We start from the raw sequence: 12,089 nt of genomic DNA, 5'->3' as shown, positions 1-12,089 counted from the left end.
TTACTCCCCGATGAAACTGGATTTTTCTTCGATTTCGAACGAGTCGTCCTGCGCCTTGATCTCGAACTGAATCTTGTGACTGCCTCGAGGTGCGTATTCCGGTTCGACTTGTACCCGTACCGCCACCAGTTCGTTGGCCATGGGGGCTAAGGTCAGCTTTTGCTGGTCACTGACCAGTTTGATGCCTTCCAGCCCCTTGACGCCGAGCTCCAGCTTGAGGGGGGCATCGCTGACATTGATCAGGCGAATGCTGTAGCTGTTTTCCAGCAAGCCGTCGTCGGTTTCACGCACCAGCGACGCCCGGTCACGGATGATATCGGCTTTCAATGGCTGGCGCAGCGCCAGTGATGTCAGCGCCGAGCCCAATACGATGGCCAGCACCAGCGCATACATCACCACACGCGGGCGCTTGAGCCGGCTCCAGAATGCCGATTCTGGGTACTTGCCTTCCAGTGCGGCTTCAGTGGTGTAACGGATCAGGCCGCGCGGACTGCCCATCTTGTCCATCACCTCGTCGCAGATATCGATGCAGGCGGCGCAACCGATGCACTCGTATTGCAGGCCGTCACGAATGTCGATGCCGACCGGGCACACATGGATGCACTGCTTGCAATCGATACAGTCTCCCAGACCTGCAGCTTTGGCATCAGTTCCCTTCTTGCGTGCGCCACGTGTTTCGCCGCGCTTTTCGTCATAGGAAATGACCAGCGTATCCTCGTCAAACATCACGCTCTGGAAGCGGGCATACGGGCACATGTATTTGCATACCTGTTCGCGCATTTTGGCGGCGAACAGGTAGGTAAAGCCGGCGTAGAAGAAGATCCAGAAGGTTTCCCATGGGCCGAAGTCGAAAGTGGGCAGGGCTGCGACCAGATCGCGAACGGGAGTAAACCAGCCCACCAGGGTAAAGCCGGTCAGCAAGGAAAACGCAATCATCACGCTGTGCTTGGTCAGCTTGATGCGGAACTTGCGTGCGCTCATTGCTTCCTTATCCAGCTTCATGCGCTGATTGCGGTCGCCTTCGGTCCAGTGCTCGATCCACAGCATGATTTCGGTGTATACCGTTTGCGGGCAGGCATAGCCGCACCACAGGCGTCCGGCAATGGTGGTCCATACGAACAGGCCGAATGCCGCGCTCATCAGCAAGGCGGCGAGATAGACGAAGTCTTGTGGCCAGATGGTCAGGCCGAACAGATAGAACTTGCGGTTGACCATGTCCCACAGTACGGCCTGACGGCCGTTCCACTGCAGCCAAGGCAGGCCGAAGAAAACCAGTTGGGTGCCGAGAATGAACAGGATGCGCCAATTGGCAAAGACCCCCTTGACGCTCTTGGGGTAGAGCTTCTTCTGGGCTTCGTATAGCGAGCGGGTTTCCGGTTCTTTGGGGGAGGGCGTCCCTTGCTCGACCTTGATCGGGATCTTGCGCAGTGAGTCGGACATTTCAGCTTCCTGTAAGAGGGTTTCGCAAAGCCAGCCTGACAGACAGGCTTTGCGCAATCCACTTGATGAACGCCTAGTTATTATATTGCAATATATATTGATGGGCTAAAAATAACTGCCCGCCGAAGCGGGCAGTTGTCTGAAGGCCGTTATTGCGCCTTGGTGTTGTTGGACAGACCCCAGACATAGGCGGTCAGTACATGCACCTTGTCGTCACCGAGGAAGTCTTTCCATGCCGGCATCTGGTTTTGGCGACCGTTGGTGATGGTCTCGATGATGGTCTTTTCAGTACCGCCATACAGCCAGACATTATCGGTCAGGTTAGGTGCGCCCAAAGCCTGGTTGCCTTTGCCGTCAGCGCCGTGGCAGGCGATACAAACAGTATTGAAGGCTTCCTTGCCGCGTGTGGCGCGCTCGGCATCATGCTTTTTGCCCGACAATGACAGCACGTAGTTGGCGGTGTCCTTGACCTTTTCCTCACCGAAAGCAGCGCCCCATGGCGGCATCTGGCCATGACGGCCGGCGACCAGCGTGGTATGAATCGCTTCGGTGCTGCCGCCCCACAGCCAGTCGTTATCGGTCAGGTTAGGGAAGCCCTTGGCGCCGCGCGCATCCGAACCATGGCACTGTACGCAGTAGGTCTGGAACAGGCGCTTGCCCATTTCCTGTGCCTGCGGGTCAGCGGCAACTGCCTTGACATCCATGCTGCGATACTTGGCATACAGCGGCTCGTACTTGGCTTGCGCCTGCGCCACTTCTTCCTTGTACTGGCCGACCGAAGTCCAGTTACGCAGACCTTTCCAGTTACCCAGACCCGGATAGAGGGTCAGGTAGCCGATACCGAAGGCGATGGTCAGGTAGAACATCCACATCCACCAGCGTGGCAGCGGGTTGTTGTACTCTTCCAGATCATCATCCCAGCGGTGGCCGGTGGTGTCTTCCGCTTCGCCTGCCTTGTTGACTTTCTGTCGCGATTGCGTGAACAGAACGAAAGTCACCCAGATAATGCCGGCTACCACGATGACCGTGATATAGGTACTCCAGAAATTACTCATTGCTTGACTCCCTTGGAAGCCTGGCCGGATGGGCTATCCGGCATATGCTCGTCATCCATGAAGGGCAGCATGCCTGCCTCTTCATAGCGCTGTTTGGACTTTTTGCTGTAGGCACCGATCAGAATCACGAGAAAAATCGTGAAGCAGGCCAGCGTATACAGGCTGCGAGAAAAATTGACCCATTCCATGATTAGCGGGTGTTCTTCAGCGCAAGACCCAAGCCTTGCAGGTAAGCAATCAGCGCATCCATTTCGGACTTGCCCTCGACTTCTGCGGTTGCCGCAGCAATTTCGGCGTCGGTGTACGGTACGCCAACCTTGCGCAGTGCTTCCATCTTGCCCGGCACGATGGCCGCATCAGCCAGGTTTTTCGCCAGCCACGGGAAGGACGGCATGTTCGACTCCGGCACCACATCGCGCGGATTCATCATGTGCACACGGTGCCATTCGTCGGAGTAACGGCCGCCCACGCGCGCGAGGTCCGGACCGGTACGCTTGGAGCCCCACTGGAACGGATGGTCGTAGACCGATTCACCGGCAACCGAGTAGTGGCCATAGCGTTCGGTTTCGGCACGGAACGGACGGATCATCTGCGAGTGGCAGTTGTAGCAGCCTTCGCGGATGTAGATGTCGCGACCGGCCAGTTGCAGTGCGGTGTAAGGCTTGACGCCGGCCACAGGCTCGGTGGTCTGCTTCAGGAACATCAGCGGCACAATCTCCACCAATGCAGCCACGCTGATGACCATCAGGGTCAGTACGATCAGGTAGCCGACCTTTTCTTCAATCAGTTTCTGGATCTTTTCCATGTTGTTTCCTTCAGCCCTTAGTGAGCCTGCGCGGTAGCGGCAGGGATCTTGGCATCAAACGGCTTGCCGGCAACCGCAGTGCGGTACACGTTGTAAGCCATCAGGAACATACCACCCAGATACAGGGCGCCACCCAGCAGACGTACGAAGTGGTACGGATAGGTCACTTTCACCACTTCAGCAAAGGCGTAAGTGAGGGTGCCATCCGGGTTCAGCGCACGCCACATCAGGCCTTGCATCACGCCGGAGATCCACAGTGCGGCGATGTAGAGCACCACGCCGACGGTAGCCATCCAGAAGTGTGCTTCGATCAGCTTGATGCTGTGCATTTGCTCACGGCCGAACAGGCGCGGGATCAGGTAGTACATGGAGCCGATCGTGATAAAGCCTACCCAGCCCAGTGCGCCGGAGTGCACGTGGCCGACGGTCCAGTCGGTGTAGTGGCTCAGCGCGTTGACGGTCTTGATCGACATCATCGGGCCTTCGAAAGTCGACATGCCGTAGAACGACAGCGATACCACCAGGAACTTGAGGATAGGGTCGGTGCGCAGCTTGTGCCATGCGCCGGACAGGGTCATCACACCGTTGATCATGCCGCCCCAGCTAGGTGCCAGCAGAATCAGCGAGAACACCATACCGATAGACTGGGTCCAGTCAGGCAGGGCGGTGTAATGCAGGTGGTGCGGGCCCGCCCACATATAGGTGAAGATCAGTGCCCAGAAGTGCACCACCGACAGACGGTAGGAGTACACCGGACGACCGGCTTGCTTAGGCACGAAGTAGTACATCATGCCGAGGAAGGCTGCGGTCAGGAAGAAGCCCACGGCATTGTGGCCATACCACCACTGCACCATGGCATCGACGGCACCGGCGTAGACCGAGTAGGACTTGGTCAGGCTGACCGGAATCGCCATGCTGTTGACGATGTGCAGCAGCGCCACGGCCAGGATGAATGCGCCGTAGAACCAGTTGGCAACATAGATGTGCTTGACCTTACGGATGCCGATGGTGCCAAAGAACACGATGGCGTAGGCAACCCAGACCACGGTGATCAGAATGTCGATAGGCCATTCCAGCTCTGCATACTCCTTACCCTGGGTAATGCCCAGGGGCAGGGTGATGGCAGCCAGAACAATGACGGTTTGCCAGCCCCAGAAAGTAAAGGCAGCCAGCTTGTCCGAAATCAGGCGGACGTTACAGGTGCGTTGTACGACATAGTACGAGGTGGCAAACAGGCCGCAGCCGCCGAAGGCGAAAATCACGGCATTGGTGTGCAGGGGGCGCAGGCGGCCAAAGTGTAACCAGGGTCCGATATTCAGGTCTGGCCAGACAAGTTGGGCCGCAATGATTACGCCTACCAGCATGCCGACGATACCCCACACGACGGTCATGATGGCAAACTGGCGCACCACCTTATAGTTATAAGTGGATTGCGTTTCCATTAACGATTCTCCAAAGTTGCGAACTAAAACGTTTTTATGTCATCCATTAAGCTATGCGTCTCACGTTTATGCTTAATGTTGCCATTATGTGCGATGCCCTGCTTTTGCCGGTGTACTGGCCTGGGTGATATTGCCCCAGACAGTACAAAGGGATGCCTTGTAACAGTTCGACATTCTATCCAATTGGCAAGCTTCCGGCCAGACTGGTTTGTGCAATGCAGTAGCTGTTTTCAGCCTTTATCTGCAAGACAATCCAAAATCACCCGGCAATAAAACAATTTGAATTGTATTGTCATATTTTGTCTACTCTTTGATGCAGGTCAAACTTTTGCATCGGTGGCCCGCCAGCTGGGCTTATTCCTTACCTGTCACAGGAATTTTTAATCCATGACGTCTTCCATTTATTACCGCATCGTTGCCGCCCAGCCTGCCGCTCATCTTTTTGCTGTGACGCTGAACGTGGATAAGCCTGCGGCAAACGGACAGCTGCTGCGCTTGCCTGCATGGATACCCGGCAGTTACATGATCCGCGACTTTGCCCGTCATCTCGTCACGCTCAGTGCGCATAGCGGTGAGCGTGCACTGAGCGTGACCAAGCTGGATAAGCACAGCTGGCAGGTCGAGCCTTGTGCCGGTCCCTTGGTGTTGAATTATCAGGTGTATGCTTTTGATCTGTCGGTGCGTGGTGCCTACCTTGACCATGAGCGTGGTTTTTTTAATGCGTCCAGTCTGTGTCTGGCCGTGGTGGGGCAGGAGTCGCAGCCACACCACCTGGAGGTGAGCGCGCCCGAGTCGGCGTCCGGCAACTGGAAGCTGGCGAGCGCTTTGCCTGCCCTGGCTGTCGATCAGGCCGGTTTCGGCTGTTATCAGGCGGACAACTATGATGCGCTGATTGACCACCCGTTCGAAATGGGATGTTTCGAGGAGGTTTGCTTTACCGCCTGCGGCGTGCCGCACCGTTTTATTCTCTCCGGCCGCCACCATCACGCCGACCTTGCTCGGCTGGCGCGCGATACGCAGCAGATCTGTGAATATCAGATACGCCTGTTCGGCACACCGGCACCCTTTGCCGACTATCTTTTTATGCTATTTGTTGGCAGCGATGTGTATGGTGGTCTGGAACATCGCAATAGCACTGCGCTGATGGCAGGGCGCGATGATTTGCCGTTGCTGGGTGATGACAGCCTGAGTGACGGTTATGTGCAGTTGCTGGGCTTGATCAGTCACGAGTACTTTCATAACTGGAATGTAAAGCGCATCAAGCCGGCCGCCTTTACGCCTTATGATCTGACCCGGGAAAATTACACCCGCCTGCTATGGGCTTTTGAAGGGGTGACCTCGTATTACGATGATCTGACGCTGGTGCGTTGCGGTCTGATTGATAAAAAGCGTTACTTGGGCGGGCTGGCCAAGACCGTAACGGCTGTTGCCCGTGGCAGTGGCCGCTTAAAGCAGACACTGGAAGCGTCGAGTTTTGATGCATGGACCAAGTTTTACCGGCAAGACGAAAACAGCCCCAATGCCATCGTCAGTTATTACGCCAAAGGTGCGCTGGTCGCACTGGCGCTGGATTTGCTGATCCGGCGCGATACGGCAGGGCGCTGTTCGCTGGATGATGTGATGCGCGCCTTATGGGGGCGCCACCAGCAAGATGGTCAGGGCGTAGGCGAAACGGAGTGGGAAGCGCTGGCCAGCGAAGTGAGTGGCCTGGATCTGAAACAGTTCTTTGATCTGGCGCTCAGAAGTACTGCCGAATTGCCTCTGGCCGAGTTGTTGGCCGACGCGGGGATTGCACTGATGCTGACGCCGTCAGCGTCGGCGAGCGATCGTGGCGAGGTGGTGGAAACCATGCCTGACTCATCCTTGCGTGCCGTTCTCGGGGTAAAATCCGTGTCCGATCCTTTGGGGGTTCGCCTGCAGCAGGTCTGGGATGGGGGTGCGGCACAAGCGGCCGGCCTGTCGGCCGGTGATGTGCTGCTGGCACTGGATGGCTTGAAGGTGAGTGATCTGGATAAGGCGCTATCGCGCTATCGCCCAGGTGACAAAGTCTCTATCCATGCGTTTCGACGCGATGAACTGATGGAATTCGAACTTGCCCTGCAAGGTGGGGTTGCCGATACTTGCCGCCTGCTGTTGCAAAACGACGGTGGCAGCTGGCTGGAATAACAAGCGCGTCAACAGCGCGGGAGACAAAGCGTGAGTACACAAAGAGATATCAAGTATTTGGCCGATTATCGGGTACCGGATTTTTTGATCGACAAGGTCGACCTGACTTTTGATGTGGGCGAAATGGCCACGCGTGTTAAATCGCGTCTGGTGATGCGGCGCAAAGCGGGCGGTGAGCAAGGTGGGGCGCTGGTGCTGGACGGCTCTGCCAAGCTGGTGTCGTTAATGCTGGATGGCGACAGGCTGGATGCGTCGCGCTATCGCCTGCAAGGCGAGACGTTGGCGATTACTGATGTGCCGGACAGTTTTATTCTTGAAGTGGAAACCGAACTGGAACCCGCTGCCAATACCAGCCTGATGGGCTTGTATGCTTCCGGCGGCAATCTGTTTACCCAGTGTGAGCCCGAGGGCTTTAGAAAGATTACCTACTACCTTGACCGGCCGGATGTGATGGCCAAGTTCACCACCACCATCATCGCCGACAAGCAGGCTTATCCCGTGCTTTTGTCTAACGGCAATAAGGTGGGCGAGGGCATGCTGGACAAGAGGCGCCACTGGGTTAAGTGGGTTGACCCTTATAAAAAGCCGGCCTATCTGTTTGCTCTGGTCGCCGGTCGCCTGTCGGTACTGAAAGACAGCTTTACTACCCGTAGTGGCCGTGCCGTTGCGCTGGAAGTGTGGACCGAACCGGCCGATCTGGATAAATCACACTACGCCATGGCTTCGCTTAAGCACGCCATGCAGTGGGACGAGCAGCGCTTTGGGCTCGAGTACGATCTCGACATCTATATGATCGTGGCCGTTGGCGACTTCAATATGGGAGCGATGGAGAACAAGGGCCTGAACATCTTCAATACCAAGTATGTGCTGGCGCGTCAGGATACTGCGACCGATGCCGACTTCGAGGGTGTCGAGGCGGTGATCGGCCACGAGTATTTCCATAACTGGACCGGCAACCGCGTGACCTGCCGCGACTGGTTCCAGTTGTCGCTCAAGGAAGGGCTGACGGTGTTCCGCGATCAGGAATTCTCGGCCGATCTGGGGAGCCGCGCAGTCAAACGCATCGAGGATGTGAAGTCATTGCGCGCGTTGCAGTTTCCGGAAGATGCCGGCCCGACTGCCCACCCTATTCGCCCGGCGTCTTATATCGAGATGAACAACTTCTACACCATGACGGTGTACGAGAAGGGCGCCGAAGTGGTACGCATGTACCACACCCTATTGGGTGAAGAGGGTTTCCAGCAGGGCATGGCACTTTACTTCAAGCGCCATGATGGCCAGGCGGTGACCTGTGACGACTTCCGCGCGGCCATGGCGGACGCCAGCGGGGTGGATCTGGAGCAGTTTGCCCTGTGGTATAGCCAGGCCGGTACGCCGGTGGTGAGCGTGAGCAGTCAATATCATGCGGCCGACCGGGTATACAGCCTGACGGTGAAGCAGCATACGCCGGGGCAGGCGGATGCTTTGCCTTTGCATATTCCGCTGGCGCTGGCTCTGGTAGGGCGCGATGGCCAGGACCTGCCCTTGCAGTTGGAGGGCGAGGCGCTTGCGACGGCCGGCACACGGGTGCTGGATATCAAGGCGCAAAGCCAGAGCTTCCGTTTTACCGGCATAGACAGCGAGCCTGTGCCTTCGCTGTTGCGCGGTTTTTCCGCGCCGGTGAAGCTGGACTACAACTGGCGTGACGACGAACTGGCTTTTTTGATGGCAAACGACAGCGACAGCTTCTGCCGCTGGGAAGCCGGACAAAAGCTGTCCGAGCGGGTGTTCGTGCGCCTGCTGGCCGATGCGTTAGCCGGGCGTGAACTGCACTTGCCTGAGAGCCTGGTGGCGGCGATGCGGACCATCCTGACGGATCTGACGCTGGATGCGGCATTTAAAGCGCTGATGCTGAGCTTGCCTAGCGAAGCGGATATTCTCGAGATGGTGGACGAGGCCGATCCTGCGCATATCCATGCGGTGCGCGAGAGCGTGTTGACGCAGCTGGCTAAGTCGCTGCGCGGCGAGTGGCATGAAACGCTGAAGCTGAACCAGACACGTAGCTACCGGCCGCAAGACGCCGGCCAGCGTCAGCTGAAAAATTTGGCACTGGCCATGTTGTGCCGCCTGCCTGATGCCTGGCCGGTGGAAAGCGCCAAGGCGCAGTATCTGGTGGCCGACAATATGTCGGACCAGATCGGCGCCTTGAACGCCTTGCGTGATCATGACAGTGAGGCGCGACGCGAGTGTCTGGAGGCTTTTGACCGGCAGTGGCGGCAGGAAGCCCTGGTGATGGACAAGTATTTTGCCTTTATCGCCAGCGCGCAGCGGCCGGACACCCTGCAACAGGTCGAGGCGGCCTTGGCCCATCCTGCGTTTTCGCTGAAGAACCCGAATAAGGCCAGAAGCCTGCTGGGTACGTTCGGGCGTAATATGGCGGCATTTCATGCAGCCGATGGTTCGGCTTACCGCTTTATGGCTGATCAGGTGCTGGCGGTGGATGCTTTTAATCCGCAAGTGGCCAGCCGTCTGGTTCAGGTGTTTAACCGCATGCAAAAGCTCGAGCCCAAGCGGCGCGCGCTGATGCGTACCGAGCTTGCTCGTATTCTGGCGCAGCCCGAATTGTCGCGCGATGTGTACGAAATCGTCTCCAAGAATCTGGATGTCTGATTGATGCCGGCCACCTTAGCTTAGGTGGCCGCTTAACCCCGGACGGGCATGGCCCGTCCTTTTTATTGTGTATTTCATTCATGTCCAAGCGTTATTCGATGTCCGGTGTGCTGACTCTCGCCTTTTTGTGGCTGGTGTGGGGCGGTAACTGGATTGTCACCAAGCTGGGGCTGGCGTATGCCAGCGCCGCCCAACTAGGCCTCTTGCGTACCGTGCTGGCGATTGCGACGCTGGGTGTCATTCTGCTGTTAAGTAAACGCCCGCTGCGTCCGCCGCCTTTTGTGCCGACTTTTTTGCTGGGGCTGACCCAGACCGCAGGCTTTGTGCTGCTGACTAATCTGGCGCTGGCTGCCGGCGGGGCGGGCAAGGTGTCGGTGTTGTGCTACACCATGCCGTTCTGGACGCTGCTGCTTGCGCGTGTTTATCTGGGCGAGCGTTTGTTGAAAGTGCAATGGCTGGCCGTGGGCTTGGCTTTTGTCGGCCTGCTGGCGATTCTCGAGCCGTGGAATCTGTCCGGTGGCTGGCTATCCGATGTGCTGGCCATTGGTGGCGGCTTGGTCTGGGCCGTTGCGGCCATCATCGCCAAAAAACTCAGAACCCGGCATCAGGTCGATACGCTGGGGCTGACCTTCTGGCAAATGCTGTGGGGAGCCGTGCCCTTGCTGCTCCTGTTGCCGCTATTCCCGGCGCAGCCGCTGGTGTTTTCATGGCCCTTGCTATGGGTCTCTTTGTTTGCCGGCGTGCTGGCGGGGGGGTTGGGCTGGCTGGCATGGATGAGCCTGCTCACGCGCTTGTCAGCGGGTATGGCCGGGTTGAATATTCTGGCCGTTCCTGCGGTGGCAGTCATGATGGCATGGCTGGCGCTGGGTGAGGTGCCGACGTTGGCCGAGGGGCTTGGCATGGGCTTGGTGACGCTGGCTTTGGGCTTGCTTGCCGGGGTGACCTTGTGGCGTGAGCGCAAGTCGAGTCAGGTGCGATAAAAAACAATTGAAAGCCAATTTGAAAAAATGGTTGACGCCTTCAATTCTGCTTGCTTATAATGCGTCCCTACTGATCGCGGAGAGATGCCGGAGAGGCTAAACGGCCCTGACTCGAAATCAGTGGGCGGCGTATGCCGCACTAGGGTTCGAATCCCTATCTCTCCGCCAGTACCTACTTTAAAGCCCTGACTTGTCAGGGCTTTTTTGTTTTTACTGTTTCTAAAATGGCATTCAGTATGCTATTTCGCCTATTTCAGCTTCGCGCCAAATTCAGGCGGCCTTTGCAAAAAATACAAATACGTTTCAATTGACTACTCGATAGGGCAAGGCCCATTTGCCCTGCCTTATACCGGTTTCAATCCACCCATCCCCAATCATCCTTGCTGTAATACCGGCTGTCTTGCTGATGCCAGCATGTGTTAGTGCCATGCTGGCAGACAGGGCATGGGATCAGGACAGCGCTTTTTACGTGCGGCAGCAGCTTGCTTGACGAGGGTGTATTTGGCTCAGCGCTCAAAGAATCGTCTATTGGATAGGCTTGAGTTGCTTCTCATCTTGAGCTCCTAGTTGCTCCTGTTTGAACATTGTCTGGTCATAGTGAATCTCGATCGTTGAGTGGACGACTTCCTCGTGTATGGAAATCCACTCCCGCACCTTGCACGGAGTCAAGCTTAGGTCTGGCGTGACAACGGTCAAGGCACAGCAATAGGACTGCTGCCCGACCCGCCAGACATGCAGGTCAACGACACGCGACACACCTGCCCCGGTATTAACTTCTATCTCCTCTCGGATTTCATTGACCACCGGATGATCCATCTCTCGGTCAAGCAACACCTTGCCTGTTTCGAGAATCAGTCCTTTAGCCCAGATGGCAACCAGTAGCGCGCCTACGATACCCATCAGCGGATCCAGCCATGACCAGCCATACAGCCAGCCGCCGATCAGCGCGGCGATCGCGAGTACAGAAGTTGCCGCATCGGCGATTACGTGTATATACGCCGACTTTAGATTGAGGTCGTGGTGGTGATGGTCGTGACCATGGTGATCATGCCCGTGTCCGTGTCCGTGCGCATGGCCGTGACCGTGGTGATGGGCACGGCCCAAGATGAGCGCGCAAAGGACATTCACCGCCAGCCCGAGTATCGCGACCGTAATGGCCTCACGGTATTGGATAGGTTCAGGCGAAAAAATCCGTTCGACCGAGCCGACCACCATCATTGCCGCGACGCCTAGCAAGAAGATCGCACTGGCAAATCCACCGAGAATCTCGATCTTCCATGTGCCAAAAGCGAAGCGCGAGTCGTGCGCATAGCGCCGCGCAGCTGCGTACGCCATAGAAGATAAACCGATGGCCAGCGCATGTGAGCTCATATGCCAGCCATCCGCCAGCAGCGCCATCGAGTTAAACCACCAGCCCGCACTGACTTCGACCAACATAGTGGTCGCCGTAATCCACATCACCATCCGCGTACCACGTTCGGCTGCAGCGTTACCGCCGTCAAAGACATGATCGTGTTTCCATCTGGACATCTGTTCGGTGTGCATTGAGTTC

General features: G+C 57.0%; 9 protein-coding genes and 1 tRNA gene. 4 read left to right on the top strand and 6 right to left on the bottom strand.

Annotation, left to right across the window (positions count from 1 at the left end):
• The 5 genes from ccoG to ccoN all read right to left on the bottom strand — a co-directional run bounded on the left by ccoG (position 1) and on the right by ccoN (position 4,742).
• Positions 1-1,440, bottom strand: coding sequence for a cytochrome c oxidase accessory protein CcoG (gene ccoG / locus M3P88_RS10400; protein WP_249615981.1), 1,440 nt, complete (start codon positions 1,438-1,440; stop codon positions 1-3).
• Between the two features lie 149 nt (positions 1,441-1,589).
• Positions 1,590-2,495, bottom strand: a complete 906-nt coding sequence (gene ccoP, locus M3P88_RS10395; protein ID WP_249615980.1) for a cytochrome-c oxidase, cbb3-type subunit III — start codon at positions 2,493-2,495, stop codon at positions 1,590-1,592.
• Complete coding sequence (locus tag M3P88_RS10390) at positions 2,492-2,683, bottom strand: cbb3-type cytochrome oxidase subunit 3 (RefSeq protein WP_124735627.1); 192 nt, start codon at positions 2,681-2,683, stop codon at positions 2,492-2,494. Before M3P88_RS10390 ends, ccoP begins: the two co-directional genes overlap by 4 nt.
• A 2-nt stretch (positions 2,684-2,685) precedes the next feature.
• Complete coding sequence (gene ccoO, locus M3P88_RS10385; RefSeq protein WP_249615979.1) at positions 2,686-3,300, bottom strand: cytochrome-c oxidase, cbb3-type subunit II; 615 nt, start codon at positions 3,298-3,300, stop codon at positions 2,686-2,688.
• 17 nt (positions 3,301-3,317) lie between these two features.
• Positions 3,318-4,742: a cytochrome-c oxidase, cbb3-type subunit I gene (gene ccoN, locus M3P88_RS10380; RefSeq protein ID WP_249615978.1), complete on the bottom strand. Its 1,425-nt coding sequence runs from the start codon at positions 4,740-4,742 to the stop codon at positions 3,318-3,320.
• Positions 4,743-5,129: 387 nt separating this feature from the next.
• Here ccoN and M3P88_RS10375 point away from each other — a divergent pair, with 387 nt between their 5' ends.
• The 4 genes from M3P88_RS10375 (at position 5,130) to M3P88_RS10360 (ending at position 10,705) form a co-directional block, all read left to right on the top strand.
• Positions 5,130-6,908, top strand: coding sequence for a M61 family metallopeptidase (locus tag M3P88_RS10375; RefSeq protein WP_249615977.1), 1,779 nt, complete (start codon positions 5,130-5,132; stop codon positions 6,906-6,908).
• Positions 6,909-6,938: 30 nt separating this feature from the next.
• On the top strand, positions 6,939-9,557 hold the full coding sequence (gene pepN / locus M3P88_RS10370) for an aminopeptidase N (RefSeq protein WP_249615976.1): 2,619 nt from the start codon (positions 6,939-6,941) through the stop codon (positions 9,555-9,557).
• Between the two features lie 80 nt (positions 9,558-9,637).
• A complete protein-coding gene (locus M3P88_RS10365) occupies positions 9,638-10,537 on the top strand; it encodes a DMT family transporter (RefSeq protein ID WP_249615975.1) in 900 nt (299 codons plus the stop codon).
• A gap of 78 nt (positions 10,538-10,615) precedes the next feature.
• Positions 10,616-10,705: transfer RNA gene (locus tag M3P88_RS10360), tRNA-Ser, on the top strand.
• Between the two features lie 357 nt (positions 10,706-11,062).
• Here the strand turns inward: M3P88_RS10360 and dmeF are convergent.
• On the bottom strand, positions 11,063-12,082 hold the full coding sequence (gene dmeF / locus M3P88_RS10355; protein WP_249615974.1) for a CDF family Co(II)/Ni(II) efflux transporter DmeF: 1,020 nt from the start codon (positions 12,080-12,082) through the stop codon (positions 11,063-11,065).
• Positions 12,083-12,089 lie beyond the last annotated feature (7 nt).

The sequence above is a fragment of the Craterilacuibacter sp. RT1T genome (assembly GCF_023502145.1).
Lineage (GTDB): Bacteria > Pseudomonadota > Gammaproteobacteria > Burkholderiales > Chromobacteriaceae > Craterilacuibacter.
Note: the sequence above shows the minus strand (reverse complement) of the source record. Positions and strands in the feature narration are given on the sequence as shown.